Annotated in this window: 17 protein-coding genes and 1 riboswitch; of the genes, 4 read left to right on the top strand and 13 right to left on the bottom strand. The window is 73.7% G+C overall.

Going from position 1 to position 19,523, the window contains the following annotated elements; all coding sequences use genetic code 11:
• Nucleotides 1-347: 347 nt before the first annotated feature.
• Entirely contained in the window at nt 348-2,231 is a 1,884-nt protein-coding gene (locus GBN72_RS29080) for an AAA family ATPase (protein ID WP_174887221.1), read from the top strand.
• A 401-nt stretch (nt 2,232-2,632) separates the two neighbouring features.
• Here GBN72_RS29080 and GBN72_RS29070 read toward each other — a convergent pair whose 3' ends face one another.
• The 9 genes from GBN72_RS29070 to GBN72_RS29030 form a co-directional block, all read right to left on the bottom strand.
• The gene (locus GBN72_RS29070; protein WP_151774912.1) at nt 2,633-3,661 is read right to left on the bottom strand and encodes a hemolysin family protein; all 1,029 of its coding nucleotides are present in this window, start codon (nt 3,659-3,661) and stop codon (nt 2,633-2,635) included.
• Nucleotides 3,658-5,082: a hemolysin family protein gene (locus GBN72_RS29065; RefSeq protein ID WP_151774911.1), complete on the bottom strand. Its 1,425-nt coding sequence runs from the start codon at nt 5,080-5,082 to the stop codon at nt 3,658-3,660. The genes GBN72_RS29070 and GBN72_RS29065 overlap by 4 nt, the downstream gene beginning before the upstream one ends.
• Before the next feature lie 281 nt (nt 5,083-5,363).
• Complete coding sequence (locus GBN72_RS29060) at nt 5,364-5,813, bottom strand: PH domain-containing protein (RefSeq protein WP_151774910.1); 450 nt, start codon at nt 5,811-5,813, stop codon at nt 5,364-5,366.
• Nucleotides 5,814-5,871: 58 nt separating this feature from the next.
• On the bottom strand, nt 5,872-6,720 hold the full coding sequence (gene hisG, locus GBN72_RS29055; RefSeq protein ID WP_151774909.1) for an ATP phosphoribosyltransferase: 849 nt from the start codon (nt 6,718-6,720) through the stop codon (nt 5,872-5,874).
• Nucleotides 6,721-6,838: 118 nt separating this feature from the next.
• Nucleotides 6,839-7,111 carry a phosphoribosyl-ATP diphosphatase gene (locus GBN72_RS29050; RefSeq protein ID WP_108957108.1) on the bottom strand — a complete coding sequence of 91 codons (273 nt, stop codon included), beginning with the start codon at nt 7,109-7,111 and terminating at the stop codon, nt 6,839-6,841.
• A 32-nt stretch (nt 7,112-7,143) separates the two neighbouring features.
• Nucleotides 7,144-7,629 (bottom strand): 6,7-dimethyl-8-ribityllumazine synthase, encoded by a 486-nt coding sequence (gene ribH, locus GBN72_RS29045; protein ID WP_151774908.1) that lies wholly within the window; start codon nt 7,627-7,629, stop codon nt 7,144-7,146.
• A 61-nt stretch (nt 7,630-7,690) separates the two neighbouring features.
• Complete coding sequence (locus GBN72_RS29040) at nt 7,691-9,004, bottom strand: bifunctional 3,4-dihydroxy-2-butanone-4-phosphate synthase/GTP cyclohydrolase II (RefSeq protein WP_151774907.1); 1,314 nt, start codon at nt 9,002-9,004, stop codon at nt 7,691-7,693.
• A complete protein-coding gene (locus tag GBN72_RS29035; RefSeq protein ID WP_151774906.1) occupies nt 9,001-9,645 on the bottom strand; it encodes a nicotinamide mononucleotide transporter family protein in 645 nt (214 codons plus the stop codon). The genes GBN72_RS29040 and GBN72_RS29035 overlap by 4 nt, the downstream gene beginning before the upstream one ends.
• A complete protein-coding gene (locus GBN72_RS29030; RefSeq protein WP_151774905.1) occupies nt 9,642-10,250 on the bottom strand; it encodes a riboflavin synthase in 609 nt (202 codons plus the stop codon). Before GBN72_RS29030 ends, GBN72_RS29035 begins: the two co-directional genes overlap by 4 nt.
• Before the next feature lie 202 nt (nt 10,251-10,452).
• Nucleotides 10,453-10,583, bottom strand: a riboswitch (FMN riboswitch).
• Between the two features lie 148 nt (nt 10,584-10,731).
• Here GBN72_RS29030 and GBN72_RS29025 point away from each other — a divergent pair.
• Nucleotides 10,732-11,973 (top strand): MFS transporter, encoded by a 1,242-nt coding sequence (locus tag GBN72_RS29025; RefSeq protein WP_246212977.1) that lies wholly within the window; start codon nt 10,732-10,734, stop codon nt 11,971-11,973.
• A gap of 101 nt (nt 11,974-12,074) precedes the next feature.
• Nucleotides 12,075-13,529, top strand: coding sequence for a uracil-xanthine permease family protein (locus GBN72_RS29020; protein ID WP_151774903.1), 1,455 nt, complete (start codon nt 12,075-12,077; stop codon nt 13,527-13,529).
• On the opposite strand, the gene GBN72_RS29015 is transcribed toward GBN72_RS29020, so the two are convergent.
• The gene (locus GBN72_RS29015; RefSeq protein WP_439959829.1) at nt 13,511-14,662 is read right to left on the bottom strand and encodes a glycoside hydrolase family 6 protein; all 1,152 of its coding nucleotides are present in this window, start codon (nt 14,660-14,662) and stop codon (nt 13,511-13,513) included. The two genes, GBN72_RS29020 and GBN72_RS29015, sit on opposite strands and share 19 nt — an antisense overlap.
• 210 nt (nt 14,663-14,872) lie before the next feature.
• Between GBN72_RS29015 and GBN72_RS29010 the strand changes: the two genes are divergently transcribed.
• Complete coding sequence (locus GBN72_RS29010; protein ID WP_151774975.1) at nt 14,873-15,508, top strand: DUF5995 family protein; 636 nt, start codon at nt 14,873-14,875, stop codon at nt 15,506-15,508.
• Between the two features lie 88 nt (nt 15,509-15,596).
• Here GBN72_RS29010 and GBN72_RS29005 read toward each other — a convergent pair whose 3' ends face one another.
• The 3 genes from GBN72_RS29005 to GBN72_RS28995 form a co-directional block, all read right to left on the bottom strand.
• Nucleotides 15,597-17,294 (bottom strand): flavin monoamine oxidase family protein, encoded by a 1,698-nt coding sequence (locus GBN72_RS29005; protein WP_151774902.1) that lies wholly within the window; start codon nt 17,292-17,294, stop codon nt 15,597-15,599.
• Nucleotides 17,295-17,379: 85 nt separating this feature from the next.
• Nucleotides 17,380-18,168: a carbon-nitrogen hydrolase family protein gene (locus GBN72_RS29000; protein ID WP_151774901.1), complete on the bottom strand. Its 789-nt coding sequence runs from the start codon at nt 18,166-18,168 to the stop codon at nt 17,380-17,382.
• Between the two features lie 138 nt (nt 18,169-18,306).
• Nucleotides 18,307-19,497 (bottom strand): MFS transporter, encoded by a 1,191-nt coding sequence (locus tag GBN72_RS28995; protein WP_369695909.1) that lies wholly within the window; start codon nt 19,495-19,497, stop codon nt 18,307-18,309.
• Nucleotides 19,498-19,523 lie beyond the last annotated feature (26 nt).

The following is a 19,523-nucleotide window of genomic DNA, read 5'->3' as shown; positions in this document are numbered from 1 at the left end:
GTGCAGGTCTTACGTTCTCAAGGAACGGCCCTCGGGCCGTCCTCACACGCGAAGCCCCCGGTTGTTCCCCCGTGACCGGGGGCTTCGTTCTGCCCGGAACCGGTTTTCCGGACTCCCCGCGCCCCATTTCGCGCACCGTGGGTGACCGCGCGGGTGCCGCAACGGTGCGCCGGTGATGCCCCGAGCGCCCTCGTCGCACCCGTAGGGCCACCACGGCCCCATGGGTACGATGCCTTCGGTGCGTCCGTCGGTCCGCCGCCGTGTGGCCAACCGAGGCCGGTGGGTGGGCGGTTCGGCCGAGGCGGCAGCCGGGGCCGGCCCGGCGGCGAGGGACGGGGGCACGGTTTGTGGGGGACGACGACGTGAGGGAATTCGGCGCACGGGGCCCCGGCGCCCCTGCCGATCTGGCCTGGCTCCGAGGCGTGGACGCCTACAGCATGGGCGCATATCCGCAGGCGGAGGAGGAGTTCCGCGCCGCGGTGCGCCTCGACCCCGGCATGGCCGACGGCTGGCTCGGTCTGCACGCGCTGCGGGTCGACACGACGACCGCGCTGCTGCGGATGCACCAGTACCGCGACCGCTTCGGCGAGCAGCGCACCCGGCACGGCCGGCCGCTCAACTCCTGGTACTGGCTGGGCTGGTGGGTGCAGCCGGTGCTGGAGAGCCGGCGCGACCTGCTGCTGGCGCACGCCTCGCACTGGCTGGACGGCCGCCATGTGCCCGAACTCGACCGCGCCCTCGGCGGGTTGCCTTCGGCCGACGCCGATCACCAGGTCAGGTTCCTGCACGCGTGCCGCGCCTACCTGGTGAAGGACTGGGACCAACTCGTGCGGCACACCGAGCCGTTGGTCGACGACCCGGTGCTGGGCATCGAGGCCAGGCTGTTCGGCGGTATGGCCCGGGTCCGGCTGGAGATGTACGGGCAGGCGGAGCCGCTGCTGTCGGCGGCCCTGATGCGCTGCCGCAGCGAGCAGCCGCAGCGCAAGGAGCTGCGCTACTGGCTGGCACGGGCCCACGAGGGCACCGGCCGGACGGCGGCCGCGCTGCCGCTGTACCGCGCCGTGCACCATGTCGACCCCTCGTTCATGGACACCGCCGCGCGGCTGGCGGCGATCTCCGAGGGGGACGGCTGGGACGAGGACGCGGAGCTGGGCATGGACGGCTACGCGGGCTTCCCCCTCTCCTCCGCGGCCGACGGGACGGAGGGACTGGACCCGCTGGCCGGCACGGCGGGACGGGACGTGGGGGTGAAGATCTCCGACCCGGACGCCGGGACGGCGTCGCTGTCCTCGCCGGACACCGTGCGGGAGAAGGCGTTCGTCCCGCTCCAGCCCTTCCCGCCGGGGCCGGCCGATCCGGTGCTGCTGGAGGAGGCGCTGGCGGAGCTGGAGCGGATGGTCGGCCTGGAGCCGGTCAAGCGGCAGGTGAAGGCGCTGTCCGCCCAGCTCAACATGGCGCGGCTCCGTGCCGACCAGGGGCTTCCGGTGCGGCCGCCGAAGCGGCACTTCGTCTTCTCCGGCCCGTCGGGCACCGGCAAGACCACGGTGGCCCGGATACTCGGGCGGGTCTTCTACGCGCTGGGGCTGCTCGGCGGCGACCATCTGGTGGAGGCCCAACGGGCCGATCTGGTGGGCGAGTTCCTGGGGCAGACCGCCGTGAAGGCCAATGAGCTGATCGACTCGGCGCTGGGCGGGGTGCTCTTCGTCGACGAGGCGTACTCACTGGTCAACACCGGTTACGGCAAGGGCGACGCCTACGGCGACGAGGCGCTCCAGGTGCTGCTGAAGCGCGCGGAGGACAACCGGGACCATCTGGTGGTCATACTCGCCGGCTACCCCGAGGGGATGGACCGGCTGCTGGCCGCCAACCCCGGGTTGTCCTCCCGGTTCACCACGCGGGTGGACTTCCCCTCCTACCGGCCCGACGAACTCTGCGCGATCGGCGAGGTCCTCGCCGAGGAGAACGGCGACGGGTGGGACGAGGAGGCGCTGGAGGAACTGCTGTCGATCAGTACGCACGTGGTCGAGCAGGGGTGGATCGACGAGCTGGGCAACGGGCGGTTCCTGCGCACGCTGTACGAGAAGAGCTGCGCGTACCGGGATCTGCGGCTGTCGGCGGTCCCGGGGGCGGGGGAGCTGTCCCGGGAGGACCTGTCGACGCTGCGGCTGCCGGATCTGATGCAGGCGTACGGGGAGGTACTCTCCGGCCGCGAGCCGGCCGGCCCCGAGTGACGGGCCCGGCCGCGGCCCGGTCCGCCGCGGGCGGTCCCGGCACGGCCACGGGCGGGTCACGCGCCTCCGCGCGCAGGCGTGAGGCGTGGTGCCCGCACGGAACCTCACCTGCCCCACCTCCCCGCGCGTCGACCGACGGCCCGGGGCGGCCTCGGCCGGCCGGCACCCGCCCCATCGCCCCGGAGACCCGTCAGCCCGTCGTACCGTCGCCTCGGCCCTTGCCCCGGCCCCCGTCCCCGGCCTCGTTCGACCCGGCCCCGTCGCCCCGGCAGCGGTCCCCCGGCAAGGCGGCGCGGCACACCGGCAGCACCCCTGCGGCACCCCGGCACGCGGGAAGGGGCACGCCCCTCCCGCGGGCCGGCGCGCCGCGGAGGGCGGCTCGGCAGGACGTGGGGCGACCGCTAGGACGCCACCCGGTGGGCCGGGTCGCGGACCTCGCCGACGAGGAGTTCGAGGACGTCCTCGAGGGCGACCAGCCCCACCGCCCGTCCCGTCGTGTCGGTGACCGCGGCAAGGTGGGCGGCGGCCCGCCGCATGACGGTGAGGGCGTCGTCCAGCGGCAGGGCGGCCGGCAGCTCGGTCATCCGGCGGCGGACCCTCGGCGGGACCGGCCCGTCCGCGTCGTCCAGGTCGAGCACGTCCTTGACGTGCAGGTAGCCCAGGTAGACGCCGCCCTCCCCCACCACCGGGAACCGCGAGTAGCCGGTGCGCGCGGTGAGCGCGACCACCTCGCCCGGGGTGACCTCGGGTCCGACCGTGACCAGGGACTCCCGTGGCAGCAGCACGTCCGTCACCGGGTGGGAGCCCAGCCCGAGGGCGTCCTCGAGCCGCTCGGCGTCCTCCGGGTCCAGCAGTCCCGCCTGGCCGGAGTCCTCCACGAGCCGGTTCAGCTGCTCGCTGGTGAACACCGCCTCGACCTCGTCCTTCGGCTCGACCCGGAACAGCCGCAGCACCGCCCCCGCGCAGGCGCCGAGCGCGGAGGTCACCGGTCCGCACAGCCGCGCGAAGGCGACCAGTCCCGGTCCCAGCCACAGCGCGGCCTTCTCGGGCGCGGCCATCGCCAGGTTCTTCGGCACCATCTCCCCGATCACCAGGTGGAAGAAGACCACCACGGCGAGGGCGAGGACGTAGCCCAGCGGATGGACCATGGCCTCCGGCAGCCGGACGGCCGTGAACACCGGCTCCAGCAGGTGCGCCACGGTGGGTTCGGCGACCGCGCCCAGGGTGAGCGAGCAGACGGTGATGCCGAACTGGGCGGCGGCCATCATCCGCGGCAGGTGTTCCAGCCCGTACAGGACCTGCCGGGCGCGGGCGGTGCCCAGTGGTTCGACCTGGCTGCGCCGGACCGACACCAGCGCGAACTCGGCCCCCACGAAGAAGCCGTTGCCGAGTACCAGCAGGGCCGCGAAGAGCAGTTGCAGCGCGCTCACCGGGCGGCCTCCGCGAGCGGTCCGCGGGGGGCGGCCGGCAGGCCCTCGACCGGCAGGCCCTCGGCTGGGACCACCAGCACCTCGGGCGCACCCGCCGGCGCCGCCACGGGGCCCGCCCTGAGCAGCCGGACCCGTTCGGCGCGGTTGTGGCCGACCTGGAGGACGCGCAGCCGCCAGCCCGGCAGCTCCACGGTGTCGCCCTCGGCCGGAATGCGCCCCAGCAGGTCGGCGACGAGCCCGGCCACGGTCTCGTAGGGCCCCTCGGGCGCCCGGAGTCCGGCCCGGCCCAGCACGTCGATCCGGCAGCCGCCGTCGGCGTCCCAGGCGGGCGCGCCGTCCTCGGCGGCGGCGGGGGCGAGTTCGGGCAGGTCCAGTCCGTCGTGCTCGTCGCGGACCTCGCCGACCAGTTCCTCGACGATGTCCTCAAGGGTGACCACGCCGGCCGTGCCGCCGTACTCGTCGACCACCACCGCGATCGGCTGCTCGCTGCGCAGCCGGGTCAGCAGGGGCCGCACCGGAAGGGTTTCGGGGACCAGCAGGGCGGGCCGGCACATCCGGGTCACCGGGGTGCGCAGCCGCTCGGCCGCGGGCACCGCGAGCGCGTCCTTGAGGTGGGCCATGCCGACGATCTCGTCGATCCGCTCCCGGTAGACGGGGAAGCGGGAGAGGCCGGTGGCCCGGGTCAGGTTGATCACGTCCTCGGCGGTGGCCGAGGCCTGGAGGGCGGCGACCCGCACCCGCGGGGTCATCACGTGCTGGGCGGTCAGGTCGCCCAGCGAGAGGGTGGCCAGGGTGCGCACGAACAGGTCGGCGGTGTCCTGTTCGAGGGTGCCGGCCCGGGCGGAGTGCCGGGCCAGCGAGACCAGCTCGCCGGGGGTGCGGGCGGAGGCCAGCTCGTCGGCCGGTTCGAAGCCCAGGGCCCGCACCAGCCGGTTGGCGACCGCGTTGAGCCCGGCGATCACCGGGCGGAACAGGCGGGCGAACCGGTGCTGGGGTCCGGCCACGAAGCGGGCCACCTGGAGCGGCCGGGAGACCGCCCAGTTCTTGGGCACCAGCTCGCCGATCACCATCTGCACCGCGGAGGCGAGCAGCATGCCCACCGCCACGCAGACGCCGGGGACGACGCCCTCGGGCAGTCCCAGGGCGGTGAACGGGCCGTGCAGCAGACCGGCGAGCGCCGGCTCGGCGAGCATGCCGACGACCAGGGAGGTGAGGGTGATGCCGAGCTGTGTCCCGGAGAGCTGGAACGACAGTTCCTTGAGGGAGTCGACCACGCGCCGGGCGCGCCGGTCGCCCTCGGCGGCCGCGCGTTCCGCCTCGGGGCGGTCGACGGTCACCAGGCCGAACTCGGCGGCCACGAAGAATCCGTTGGCCAGGATCAGCAGGAAGGCGGCTGCCAGGAGCAGCAGGGGGATGGTCATGTGGCCGCCGCCTCCGGGACGACGCGGAGCGGGTCCGCGTCAGTTAGGGCAGGGGCGGCGCAGGTACTGCAGGACGGTCCGTCCATCGCCGGAGTTCGTCACTCCTCGGATCGCAGGAGCCCCCGGGCGGCGGCCGGCGGGCCGCGCAGGGCGCGGGGGCGGAGACGTCACCGTGACGTCCCAGCCCACAGGTTAATCAAGAGAAGGCCCTTCGTGGCAGGGGCGACTGCGCCGGGCGGGGGGTGCCGGCGTCCGCGCGCGCCCCCCGCGGCCGGTGTGCGTCAGGGGCGGTCGGCGGTGGACCTGGCCTCCACCAGGGCCCTCAGGGCGCGGGCGTCGCGCAGCGCCTGCTCCCTGGCCACGCCGGGCTGGATGCCGAGAACGGGCAGGCTGGTCCCGTCGGAGAGGTCGAGGAAGACCCACGGGTCGCCGGGCCGCAGCCGGACCTGGACGATCTCCGCCCACTCCAGCCGCCGGCCGGACGCGATGTTGACCACCGTCACGCCGGCCCCGTCGGCGACGACCCGGGGCCGGGCGAGCACCCACAGCACGGCGAACACCAGCGCGCCGGTGAGGATGAAGCTCAGCCGCTCCCCCGGGCCGAGGCGGGGCAGCAGCACGGCGACGGCGGTGAGGACCGTGAACATCGCGGCGCCGAGCGCCAGCAGCACCGCGCGGGTGCGGCCGGGCCGGAAGGTGACGGGGAGCTCGGGCGTTTCCGGCGTGGTCATGCGGTCTTCCTCAGGTCCTCGGGGTGGGTGCGACGGCCCGCTGGGGGCCGCGGCGGCCTCAGAGGCGGCAGGCGTGGATGGCGGTGGTCAGGATGGCGCGGGCGCCGATGTCGTAGAGATCGTCCATGATCTTCTGCGCGTCGGCGGAGGGGACCATGGCCCGGACCGCGACCCAGCCCTCGTTGTGCAGCGGCGAGACGGTCGGTGACTCCAGGCCGGGGGTGAGCGCGACGGCCTTCTCCAGCTGCTCGACCCGGCAGTCGTAGTCCATCATCACGTAGGTCCGGGCGACCAGGACGCCCTGCAGGCGGCGCAGGAACTGCTGGACCTTGGGGTCCTCGGTGTCGGCGCCGGTGCGGCGCACCACGACGGCCTCGGACTTCATGATCGGGTCGCCGAAGACCTCCAGGCCCGCGTTGCGCAGCGAGGTGCCGGTCTCCACGACGTCGGCGATGACCTCGGCGACGCCCAGCTCGATCGCGGTCTCCACCGCGCCGTCGAGGTGGACCACGGAGGCGTCGACGCCCTGTTCGACCAGGTACTTGTCGACGATGCCCTCGTAGGAGGTGGCGACGGTCTTGCCGGCGAGGTCCGCGACGTCCTTCACGGCGCCGGGCTTGGCGGCGAACCGGAAGGTGGAGCGGGCGAAGCCCAGCGGGAGGATCTCCTCGGCGTCGGCGCCGGAGTCGATCAGCAGGTCGCGGCCGGTGACGCCGATGTCGAGGCGGCCGGAGGAGACGTAGATCGCGATGTCCCGGGGGCGGAGGTAGAAGAACTCCACCTCGTTGACCGGGTCGACGATCCGCAGCTCTTTGGACTCCCGGCGCTGCTGGTAGCCGGCCTCATGCAGCATGGCCGCCGCAGGGCCGGAGAGGGAACCCTTGTTGGGGACGGCGATGCGCAGCATGGAACGGCTTCCTTCGGTCGGATTCGCGGGGTGTCGCGGACGGTGCGGGCGGACAGGCGGGAGCGGCGCCGCTCGGGCGGCGCCGTGCGGGGCGCGGGGACGCGCGGGGCAGGGCGGCCTAGAGGTGGGCGTACACGTCGTCCAGGGAGATGCCGCGGGCGACCATCATCACCTGAACGTGGTACAGGAGCTGGGAGATCTCCTCGGCGGCGGCTTCCTTGCTCTCGTGCTCGGCCGCCATCCAGACCTCGGCGGCCTCCTCGACCACCTTCTTGCCGATGGCGTGGACACCCTTGTCCACCAGTTCGGCGGTGCGGGAGGTGGCGGGGTCGCCGTGCGCGGCCTTGTGCTGGAGCTCGGTGAAGAGCTCCTCGAAAGTCTTCTTGGACATGGTGGCTCCACCCTACGCGTCCCCGGGAGGTGTCACCGCCAGGGTTCGGATACTGAACGCAGGGTGGTGGCGGTGGCGACGGCCGCGGTGACGGCTTCGTGCCCCTTGTCCTCGTTCGAGCCGGGCAGGCCGGCCCGGTCCAGGGCCTGTTCCTCGGTGTCGCAGGTGAGCACGCCGAAGCCGACGGGGACGCCGGTCTCCACGGAGACCTGGACGAGGCCCTGGGTCACGCCCTGGCAGACGTACTCGAAGTGCGGGGTGCCGCCACGGATGACGACGCCGAGGGCGACCACCGCGTCGTAGCCGCGCTGGGCCAGCACCTTGGCCACGACGGGGAGTTCGAAGCTGCCGGGGACCCGCAGCAGGGTGGGCTCGGTGATCCCGAGCTCGGTCAGGGCGCGCAGGGCGCCGTCGACGAGTCCGTCCATGACCTTGTCGTGCCACTGCGCCGCCACGACGGCGACCCGGAGGTCTCCGCAGTTCTCGACGGTCAGTTCGGGTGCGCCCTTGCCGCTCACGTTCGCTCCTGGGTTGGTTCTGGGTGGTGGTCGAGTCCGGGGATGGCCGCGAGGCCCGGAATCACTGGTCGTCGCAGCCGGCCACCGCGGCGCCGTCCTGGTCCAGCCAGGGCAGGTCGTGGCCCATCCGGTCGCGCTTGGTGCGCAGGTACCGGGCGTTGTGCTCGCCGGCCTGCACGGGCATGGGGATCCGGGAGAGGATCTCCATGCCGTGGCGGGCGAGGGCGTCGGTCTTGTCGGGGTTGTTGGTCATCACGCGCACGGTCCGCACGCCGAGGTCGGCGAGGATCCGCGCGCCGGCGCCGTAGTCGCGGGCGTCGGCGGGCAGGCCGAGCTCGAGGTTGGCGTCGAGGGTGTCGTGGCCGCGTTCCTGGAGTTCGTAGGCGCGCAGCTTGGACATCAGGCCGATGCCGCGGCCCTCGTGCCCGCGCAGGTAGACCAGGACGCCCCGGCCGGCCTGGTGGATGCGTTCCAGCGAGGCCTCCAGCTGGGGGCCGCAGTCGCAGCGCAGCGAGTGGAAGACGTCGCCGGTGAGGCACTCGGAGTGCAGCCGGACCAGCAGGTCGCGGCCGTCGCCGATGTCGCCGTGGACCAGCGCCACGTGCTCCACGCCGTCGACGGTGGAGCGGTAGCCGTAGGCGGTGAAGTCGCCGAACCGGGTGGGCAGGCGGACCTCGGCCTCGCGCCGGACGGTGGGCTCGGCGGAGCGCCGGTAGGCGATCAGGTCCTCGATGGAGACGATGGTCAGCCCGTGCTTGCGCGCGAAGGGCACCAGCTCGGGCAGCCGCAGCATCCGGCCGTCCTCACCGGCGATCTCCACGATCACGCCGGCCGGCCGCATCCCGGCGAGCCGGGCCAGGTCGACGGCGGCCTCCGTGTGGCCGGGGCGCTCCAGCACGCCGCCGGGGCGGGCGCGCAGCGGGAAGACGTGCCCGGGGCGGACGAAGTCCTCCGGGCCGGCCGTGCCGCCGGCCAGCAGCCGCAGGGTGGCGGCGCGGTCCTCGGCGGAGATGCCGGTGGTGACGCCGTGGGCGGCGGTGGCGTCCACGGAGACGGTGAACGCGGTCTTCATGGACTCGGTGTTCGCCTCGTCCTGCACCATCTGCGGCAGGCGGAGCCGGTCGAGATCCGCGGCCTCCATGGGGGCGCAGATCAGGCCGCGGCACTCGCTCATCATGAACGCGATGACCTCGGGGGTGGCCGCCTCGGCGGCGATCACCAGGTCGCCCTCGTTCTCGCGGTCCTCGTCGTCGACGACCACGACCGGACGTCCCGCCGCGATGTCGGCGATCGCCTGTTCGACGGGGTCGAGGGCGAGGATCAGGGCGTCCGGGTCCTCGGTGCGGGGGTTCGGGGTCCAGGCGGGTGCCGTCATGCCGGCGTTCCTTCCAGGGTCGGTCGCTGGGCGGCGCGCGACCGGAGCCACCAGTCGCGCATGCCCCACAGGACGAGTGCCCCGTAGACGAGGTAGATGAGACCGGAGAAGGCGAGTCCGCTCGCGAAGTTCAGCGGGACGCCGACCAGGTCGACCAGGAGCCAGGCGAACCAGAACTCGACCATGCCCTTGGCCTGCGCGTACATGGCCACCAGGGTGCCGACGAAGATGTAGGCGTCGGCCCAGGGGCTCCAGGACAGGGAGGGGAAGGCGGTGAACAGTCCGCCGACCGCCAGGGTGCCGGCCGCGGCGCCCGCGACCAGCACGAGACGCTCACGCGCGGTGGCGAACCGGACCTGCACGGTGCCGTCGGCGGACGCCTTGCGGCCCAGCGTCCAGGCGCGCCAGCCCCAGACGGCCACCGCGATGACCACCAGCTGCTTGCCGACGCCGCCGCCCTGCTGGACGGCTATGTTCGCCGCGATCAGCACCAGGCCGGACAGCAGCTGCAGCGGCCAGGTCCAGACGTTGCGCAGCCAGCCGAGGGCGAGCGCGGCCAGGCCCAGGGTGTTGCCGATCAGGTCGGACCAGATGATGTGCTGTCCGAGGACCGCGAAGGCCTCCGCGTTGAGCCAGTTCACTCCCCGTCCTCCGTCCGGCCCGCCGTGAAGAGGCGCTCCACGTACTTGGCGACGATGTCGACCTCGAGGTTGACCGGGTCGCCGGCCTGCTTGAGGCCGAGGGTGGTCAGCGCCAGGGTGGTGGGGATGAGGCTGACGGTGAAGAAGTCCTGGCCGGCCTCGACGACGGTGAGGCTGATGCCGTCGACGGTGACGGAGCCCTTGCCGACCACGTAGCGGGTGAGTTCGGCGGGGAGGGAGATCCGGACGATCTCCCAGTGCTCGGAGGCCTGGCGGTCGAGGACGGTGCCGGTGCCGTCGACGTGGCCCTGCACGATGTGCCCGCCCAGACGGCCCCCGACGGGGGTGGGGCGTTCCAGGTTGACGCGGGAGCCGACGGTCAGGGCGCCCAGGCTGGACCGCTTGAGGGTCTCGGCCATGACGTCCGCGGTGAACTCGTCGTCCTCGTGCTCCACGACGGTGAGGCAGACGCCGTTGACGGCGATCGAGTCGCCGTGCCGGGCGCCCTCGGTGACGACGGGGCCTCGCAGCCGGAAGCGTGCGGCGTCGGCGAGCTGCTCGACGGCCGTCACCTCGCCCAGCTCTTCGATGATGCCGGTGAACACTTCCCGGGTCCTCCTGCCGTGGCGGCACGGACTCCGGGGCTGCCGACGAGGGCAGGGAAACACGGGCGTACGGCCCGCCCGGTGTACGCGCCGGAGACCAGGCCCTCCGCGGTGCGTGCCTGCCGGCCACGCCGAGGCGCGGCCAGGGACGACCCACGGGTGGATACCCGAATCCGGCGGACGACACGGATGTGCCTGCCCGCCGCGCACTGCCTCCCATCCGGACTTTAACCGTCGGTCCAGGAATTTCACCTGGTCAGCCGGCCGCTGGAGGCGGCCGGGTCGCGGACTGTAACCGCCGGTTCGGATTTTCACCGACCCCGGAGTGCGCTGTTGGTCATTGATCTGACGCGCCCAGTGTGCCATGACCGCGATGGCCGAAGACAGGGCGTCCGTGTGGACTGGCTCACACCGGCCGTTCGCGCACGTGTACGGTCACGTCGGTGCATGGTGCACCGGACAGGACCCCGGGGAGGACCGCGTGTCGCAGACGTCGTCGGGCGGGCAGGTCTACGGGCCTGGTCAGGTGCGCGGCGCCCGCCATGCCGTGGCCGTGGTGTTCGCGGTGCACGGCGCCGTGGCGGGATCGTTCGCCTCCCGCGTGCCGTGGGTCGCCGACCACGCGTCGGTCGGCGCCGGCCAGCTCGGGCTGGCGCTGGCGATGCCGGCGCTGGGCGCCTCGCTGGCCATGCCGCTGGCGGGCCGGATCTCCCACCGGCTCGGGGCCCGGACCTCGCTGCGCCTGCTGCTGGCGGCGTGGACCCTCTCCCTGGTGCTGCCGGGCCTGGCGCCGAACCTGCTCGCGCTGTGCCTGGCCCTCTTCGTCTACGGCGCCACCTCCGGCATGGCCGACGTGGTGATGAACGCGCTCGGCGTGGAGGTGGAGAACCGGCTGGACCGGTCGATCATGTCGGGCCTGCACGGCATGTGGAGCGCGGGCGCGCTGCTGGGCTCGGCGGGCGGCACCCTCGCCGCGCACCTGGACGCGGACGGCCGGCTGCACTTCACGGTCGCGGCGGCCGTGCTCACCGCGGTGGGCCTGGTGGCCTGCGCCTGGGTGCTGGACATCAGGGCGGCCGTGGACGAGGAGCCGCCGCCGCGGTTCGCGCTGCCTCCCCGCTCCGCGCTGCTGATCGGCGCGATCGGGTTCTGCGCGGTCTTCGCCGAGGGCGCGAGCCTGGACTGGTCCGCGGTCTACCTGCGCGACGTGCTCGGGTCCTCGGCGACCCTCGCCGCGGCCTGCACCACCGGCTTCACGCTCACCATGGCCCTGGCCCGGTTCGCCGGCGATCCGGTGGTCGACCGCTTCGGAGCGGTGCGCACGGTGCGGGTGAGCGGCGCGCTGGCCGCGCTGGGCGGGGTGCTGGTGGTGACGGCCCCGCATCCGGCCCTCGCCATGGGCGGGTTCGCGCTGCTGGGACTGGGCATCGCCGTGGTGGTGCCCCTCTGCTTCGCGGCCGCCGGGCGCAGCGGCCCCAACCCGAGCCAGGCCATCGCGGGCGTCGCGACCATCACCTACACCTCCGGGCTGGTGGCCCCCGGCGCGATCGGCGTGCTGGCCGAGACGACCAGTCTGGTCGTCTCGTTCGCCCTGGTGACGCTGCTGGCCTTCGGGGTGGCCGGGCTCGCCGGGGTGCTGCGCGCCGGGGACCGGAACCCGGCGGGGTCCGCGAAGTCCGGCACGTCCGGTTCCTCCCTTCCCTCGGAGCATCCCGCAGGGTGACCGCGGTCGGCATCCGCCACAATGATGCGGACAGCGATCTTCCGGGTGAACAGAATCGGTCAGAGCCGGAGATCTTGAGAACCTGAGAAAGCGGAACCCCTATGGACCTCGGCGTGCGCTGGAAACTGCACGGTGACGGGCGTACGCCCGCGCCCGGAGCAGTGGTACGCCCGGACGAACGACTCTCCTGGCCGCGCACCGCCGGGCTCGGCGCTCAGCACGTGGTCGCGATGTTCGGCGCCTCGTTCGTGGCCCCCATCCTGATGGGCCTGGACCCGAACCTCGCCATCATGATGTCGGGTGTCGCGACCGTCATCTTCCTGCTGATCACCCGGGGCCGGGTGCCGAGCTACCTCGGCTGCTCGCTCTCCTTCGTCGGCGTCGCCGCCGTGATCCGGGCGCAGGGCGGCTCCAGCGCCACCGTGACCGGCGCGGTGTTCTGCGTGGGCGTGGCGCTCTTCCTGGTGGGTCTGGCGGTCCAGAAGTTCGGCGCCCGGATCATCCACTCGGCGATGCCGCCGGTGGTCACCGGCGCCGTGGTGATGCTCATCGGCTTCAACCTGGCCCCGGTCACGGCCACCACCTACTGGCCGCAGGACCAGTGGGTGGCGCTGCTGACCATGCTGTTCACCGGCTTCGCGGTGATCGCCCTGCGCGGTTTCTGGTCGCGCGTGGCGATCTTCCTCGGCCTGCTCTTCGGTTACGGCATCTCCTGGGTGTTCGACGCCGTCTTCGGCCAGATCCACTCCGCGGACGCCTCCGGCAAGATCGTCGACCACTGGCGGCTGGATCTGTCCGCCGTCCAGGACGCCGCCTGGTTCGGTCTGCCGGACTTCCACGGCCCGGCGTTCGACTGGTCCGCGATCCTGGTGGCGCTGCCCGTGGTGATCGCCCTCGTCGCCGAGAACACCGGCCACATCAAGGCCGTCGGCGAGATGACCGGCGACCCGATGGACGACAAGCTGGGCAAGGCGATCTCCGCCGACGGCATCGGCTCGATGCTCTCCACCGCGGTGGGCGGCCCGCCGAACACCACGTACTCCGAGAACATCGGCGTGATGGCGGCGACCCGCGTGTACTCCACGGCCGCCTACTGGGCCGCCGCCTTCTTCGCGCTGCTCTTCGGTCTCTGCCCGAAGTTCGGCGCCGTCGTCGCGGCCATCCCGGGCGGCGTCCTGGGCGGCATCACGGTGATCCTCTACGGCATGATCGGTCTGCTCGGTGCCCAGATCTGGCTCAACGGCCGGGTCGACCTGCGCAACCCGCTCAACCTGGTGCCGGCCGCGGCGGGCATCATCATCGGCGTCGGCAACGTCTCCCTGCGGATCAGCGACAACTTCACCCTGAGCGGCATCGCGCTGGGCACCCTGGTGGTCATCACCGGCTACCACGCCCTGCGCCTGTTCGCGCCGGCCCACATGAAGACGCAGGAGCCGCTGCTCGACGAGGGCACCTCCCGCTACGACGCCGAGGAGGCGGGCGCCGCCGACGGCAGGGCCGGCGGCGGCGAGGGCGACGGCGACAAGGGCGAGGGCGGTCAGCGCGCCAGTTCGTAGGCGTAGGACGGGCTGAAGGCGCCTGCCTCACCGCGGCAGCCGTCGGACTCGCCCGGCAGTTTCACCCACAGATAGGCGTCGACACGGGCCTCGCCCGGGGCGAGCGCGGGCGCCCGGCCCACCTTCCGGCCGGGCGGATCGCACCACTTCCCCTGGGGCGGAGGCCCGTTGCCGTTCCGGCTGGTGTCGATGACCGCGCCGTGGCTCGCCGGGGCGTCCATGGCGGCCAGCACCTCACGGACGTACCGGGCCTCGTCGCGGGTGCGCCGGAAGTTGGAGACGTTGCTGAAGACGCCGTCGGAGGACTCCGGCGAGGCGGCCCCGGCCTCGCGCAGCAGCCCCGCCTGCTTGCGGGCGGCGTGCCAGCCGGAGTGCCCGGCGTCGTGGTAGACGCGGGCCCCCGGAGCGACGCGTTTGATCACCCGCCCGGCCCGGGCCAGCGAGGCGAAGCGGGCCCGCCGGTCCTCCTCGGACAGGCAGTAGGCCTGGGCGACCGAGTCGGGTTCCAGGATCACGATCACCCGGCCGGTGCCGATTCCGGTGGCGAACCGGTCGATCCACCGGTCGTACGCGTCGAGGTCCACGGCGCCGCCGGCGGAGTACTGACCGCAGTCCCGCTGGGGGATCGTGTACGCCACCAGCACGGGGACTTGGCCCTGGCCGGCGGCCCGCGAGGTGACCGCGCGGACCCGGGCGGTGACGGTGGACGCGTCGGGGTCGGCGAACCAGACGGCGGCCGGGCGGGAGGCGATCCGGGAGTCGATCACCGCCTGGCGCGGGTCGTCCGGGTTGCCCCGCACCCACTCCCCCACCTGGGAGTCGGGATGGCGGTAGAGCCGCCCGTCCGGGGCCGGGGTGGCCGCCCTCGGCCCGGAGCCGGGCCCGCCGGTGCTCTCCGGCCGCGGCGAGGAGGTCGCCCCGATCTGCGGTGCGCGGGACGGGGGCGCCTGTCCGTCCGCCGTCCTGGCCTGCTGCGCGCCCTCGGCGCGCGATGCCTGGGTGTGCGGGGCCTGGGCCACCAGGCCGGCCGTCAGTGCCGCCGCGACCACGGCCGCGGAGGCCCCGGCCGTCAGCCACCGCCCGCGGGCCGGGCGTCGCCGCGGTGGTGTTCCGGCCCGGTCTGCTCGGTCCACGAATGGCACTCCCCTGTCGCGCTGCCTCGCCGAGGCGTCATCGGCCCGTGGTCACGGGTCCCCCGCAGGGAGGAAGCGACCGGCACGGCGACACCGCGGTCAGCCTAGGACTGGGACCCTGCTCCCATGGCCCGGAACGCAGAAATCCCGACTTCTCTTGACACGGTGGGCTGCGCGCCGGTACGCGCGGTTGACGTCGTGGTCGAACGGATGCGCGCCCTGGAGGCGTCGTTGCACCCCAGGGACGGGGTCGCCGTCTTCAACCGGGTGTATCTCACGGTGACGTCGGAGTTCGCCGACCTGCTCGACGACGGCCGGTTCCCGGACCGCCGGTCGGCGGCCACGCTGGGCGCCCTCTTCGCCGAGCGCTACCTGGCGGTCGCCGAGGCGGACCGCCGGGGCGGCCGGCCGCCCGCCTGCTGGCGTCCGCTCTTCCGGCTGCGCGGGCATCCGGGGGTGCGGCCGGTGCAGTTCGCGCTGGCCGGCATCAACGCGCACATCGGGCACGACCTGGTGCTGGCCGTGGTGGACTCCTGCCGGGCGATCGGCTGCCGCCCGGCCGATCTGGAGGACGAGTTCGAGCGGGTGGGCGACATCCTGGCCGCCCTGGAGGAGCGGGTCCGCGAGGAGCTGATGCCGGGCCCGGACCTGTTCCAGGTCGCCGACCCGCTGACCCACCTGGCGGGCGCGTGGAGCCTTGACCGGGCCCGGGACACCACCTGGTCGATGGCCCGGGCCCTGTGGGCGCTGCGGCGGATGCCGGAGCTGGCCTCGGAGTTCACCGATCGGCTGGACGCGGCCGTGGGCGTGGTCGGGCGGATGCTCCTCACGCCGCTCGACCGCTGAGCGCCGGCCGGGCGCGGGTCGCCGGACGCGGGTGGCGGGCGCCGGACGTGGCTGGCGGGCGCGGGCGCCGGGCCCGCCCGGACCCGGCTCAGTCCTCCGGGAGTTCGACGGGGGCGATCTCGTCGAAGACGTCGCCCGGTCCCGGGTTGGCCGGGTCGGTGGCGCCGCCGAGGTGACGCATCACGCCCCACACCGCGTTGAGGGCGGTCTGCACGGCGCCCTCGGCCCACCCGGCCGTCCAGGAGATGTCGTCGCCCGCGAGGAACAGTCCGCGCCGGTCCTCCGGCAGCCGGTCCTGCACGAAGTGGGTGAACAGGCGGCGCTGGTAGCGGTAGTGGCCGGGCAGGTTGGCCTTGAACGCGCCCATGAAGTAGGGCTCGTTCTCCCAGGAGACGGTGACCGGGTTGCCGATGACGTGGCTGCGGATGTCGAGGTCCGGGTAGATCTCGCCCAGCGACTTCAGCATGACCTCCATCCGCTCGTTGGCGGAGAGCGGCAGCCACTTGAGGCTGTCGTCGCACCACGTGTAGGAGAGGCAGATGGCGGCCTGGCCGTCGGGCCCGTTGTCCAGCAGGTAGGTGCCGCGGGTCATCCGGTCGGTGAGGGTCATCGACATCAGGTCGCGGCCCGTCCGCGGGTCCTTGTCCCGCCAGAACGGCCGGTCCACCGGCACGAACAGCTTGCTGGACTCCATGTAGTGGGTGCGCTCGACGGCGGTCCAGTGGTCGATCGGCAGCAGCGCGTCGTCGCACTGGATCTTGGAGAGCAGCATCCAGGACTGGGCGGTGAACACCGCCGCGCGGTAGGTGCGGATGTCGCCGTTCGCGTCGGTGACGGTGATCCGGTTGCCGGCGGTGCGGTGCAGCCGGGTGACCGCGGGGCGGGGCTCGCCGGCCGGGTGCAGGGAGCTCAGGGAGGTTCCGTAGGGCCAGTGGACGATCTTCTCCGGCTCCCTGGTCCACAGCCGCAGGGGCAGTTGCTGGGAGCCTCCGACGATGCCGCGGTGATGGTCGTCGGCCTCGGTGTAGACGACGCGGAGGATCTCCAGGATGGAGTTGGGGAAGTCGGTGTCCCAGCCGCCGGTGCCGAAGCCGACCTGGCCGAAGATCTCCCGGTCGCGGAAGGAGGAGAAGGCCGGCGAGTCGCAGAGGAAGCCGTAGAAGGTCTGGTTGTCCAGCTTCTCGACCAGCCGTGCCCAGATCTCGCGGATGCGCGGGACGTCGCGCTCGCGGATGGCGCGGTTCATGCCGGAGAAGTCGGCGCCCTCCTCCAGGCAGCGGGCCCAGGCGTCGGCGACCCGGCGGTAGACCTCGGGGAGGTCGTCGGCGCTCTCCGCGTAGTGCGTCTCGCCCTTGAGGTCGACCACCGTGGAAGGGGTGCACGGGGCGAGGGGGTTGGGGAACGGCTCGGTCTCGAGGCCGACCAGGTCGATGTAGTGCCGCAGGGCGGTCGAGCTGGGCGGGAAGCGCATCGCGCCCAGTTCCGCGGTGAGTTCGGGGTCGCAGCCGTCGAAGCCGACGGTGCGCAGGCGTCCGCCGAGCTGGTCGGCCTCGTAGACCACGGGCCTGAGGCCCATCTTCATCAGCTCGTACGCGGCGACCAGACCGGACAGGCCGCCGCCGATGACGGCGACCTCGGTGCCGTGCTCGGTGGCGGGCACCTGGCCGAGTCCGGCCGGGTGGGCCAGGTAGTCGTCGTAGGCGTACGGGAAGTCCGGGCCGAACATGGTGACCGGGGGCAGTCCGTCACCGGGGTGCGGGACGGCGGTGGGCACGGTGGACGTCATCGGGGTGCGGACTCCTGAGGCTACGGACGGCGCGGGACGGTCGGGGTGGGGCGGGGCGGGGTGGGGAGGGGAAGGGAGGGCCGGTTCAGGCGAGCGCACCGTAGAGGCCGGGGCGGCGGTCCTCGATGTAGGGGTTCGCCTTGCGGGAGGCGGCCGGCAGCAGCGGGTCGACCTCGGCGAAGAGCAACTCCTCCCGCTGCCCGGCGCGGGCGGTGACGGCGCCGTCCGGCCCGGCCAGCGTGGAGAGGCCGACGAAGTCGAACTCCCCTTCCGGTCCGGTGCGGTTGACGTAGGCGACGTACATCTGGTTCTCGAACGCCCGCACCGGCACGAGGGATTCGGCGACGAAACGGTACGGGTGCATCAGGGCGGTGGGCACCAGGAGGAGGTCGGTGCCGGCCAGGGCGTGGGCCCGGGTGTTCTCCGGGAACTCCACGTCGTAGCAGATCAGCAGCCCGACGGTGAGGGCGCCGACTTGGGCCTGGACGACGGGGTCCTCGCCGGGGGTGAACAGGGCGCGTTCGAAGTCCCCGTAGAGGTGGGTCTTGCGGTAGTTGGCCAGCGGTGTCCCGTCGGCGGCGATCAGCCGGGCCGCGTTGTAGGTCGCCGCTCCGTCCCGCTCGGGGTAGCCGTACGCGATCGCGATGCCGTGGCGGGCGGCGACGGCGGCGAGCGCCTCGGCGGACGGCCCGTCGGCCGGCTCGGCGAGGCGGGGGAGGTCGTCGCCGACGGCGTAGCCCGTCAGGAACATCTCGGGCGCGGCGATCAGTTCCGCCCCCGCGCCCGCCGCGCGGGCGGCCGCGGCGTCGAGGGCGGCGACGTTCGCCGCGACCTCGCCGGGACGGCCGGAGCTCTGGAGCAGGGCGGTGCGCATGTCGGGGTCTCCGGCGGGAAGAGGTGGGGTGGGCTGCGGTGCGGTGCGGCCGCGCCACGACAGTACGGCGGCGGTGACGGGGCGGACAATACGCATCCGTTGCGGACAACCACCCGAAACGTTGCGTGCGTGGGCCCCTCACCGTCGATTCGTTGCGCCTCCGCGGCCGGGGGGTCGGCGGCGCAGGAGCAGCAGCGCCGCCGGGACGGCGTAGGCGCAGGCCAGGACGGTGAAGGCGAGGCCGTGCGGGGCGCCGAGGGCTCCGTAGGCGGCGTAGGTCGCGATCACCACGAGGTCGGTGCCCATCCCCGCGACGGAGGTGACCGTGGCCCGTCCGGGCCCCTGGATCGCGTCCTGCAGCCGGGCGTCCGCCAGTACCGTCGCAAGCTGGAACCCGGCGAAGGCGAGCCCCACCAGCGATGCCGTCCCGAGCGGGGTGGCGAGCCACGCGCCCGCGGCCAGCAGCGCGGCGGACGCGACCAGCAGCAGGGCCAGGCCCCGCCTGCCGCACCACCGTCCGGCCCATCCGGCGAGCAGTCCGCCGGCCGCCGCGCCGGCCCAGACGAGCAGCAGGTACCAGGAGACCTGTCCGTCCCCGGCGCCCGCCTCGCGGACCAGCAGCGGGGTGTACTCGTCGAGCGCGCCCCACACGCCGGCCACCGCCGGCACCAGCAGCAGCGCGCCGGCCGGCCACCGGGCGGGCCTCACCCGGCGCTCGTCCCCCTCGCCGGAAGGGGTGCGCCCGTCCGCCTCGCCGGAAGGAGTGCGCCCGTCCGCCTCGCCGGAAGGAGTGCGCCCGTCGCCCGGACCGGTGGGGCCCCGGTGCTCCGGCATATCCGTGGGGCCCCGGTGCTCCCGCATCGTGTGGGCCACGGCCGACGCCAGGACGCACGCGGCGACCGACACCGCGCCGACCAGCGCGTAGCCGCCCGCCTCCAGCAGCGGTCCGGCCACCGCCATGGAGGCGACCACGCCCAGGGTCTCGGCCGTCCGGGCCCGGCCCATCACCGCCGGATACCGCGCGGCCGCGCCGGCGCGCGTCAGTTCGTCGTGGACCAGCGCCTCCAGCGCTCCCGAGGCGAGTGCCCCGCCCACCCCCCACAGCGCGAACCCGGCGGCGAAGGACCCGTAGGAGGGCGCCCACACCCAGAGCGCGAACCCCGCCGCGGTGAGCAGCGGTCCGGCACGCAGCGCGGCACGGCGCGAGTGGGCGTCCGCCCATGCCCCGGACGGCGCCTCGGCGAGGACGCCGCTGACCGCCCACAGTGCGAAGAGGGAGGAGACCTGCCCCACGGAGAGCCCGGCGTCGGCGAAGAGCAGCGCGTACACCGGGTACAGGACGACGCAGTCGCCCA

Origin of the sequence: Streptomyces abyssomicinicus, assembly GCF_008974245.1 — a bacterium.
GTDB classification, from domain to species: domain Bacteria; phylum Actinomycetota; class Actinomycetes; order Streptomycetales; family Streptomycetaceae; genus Streptomyces; species Streptomyces abyssomicinicus.
The sequence above is the reverse complement of the archived record's forward strand: the minus strand, read 5'-3'. Positions and strand labels throughout refer to the sequence as shown.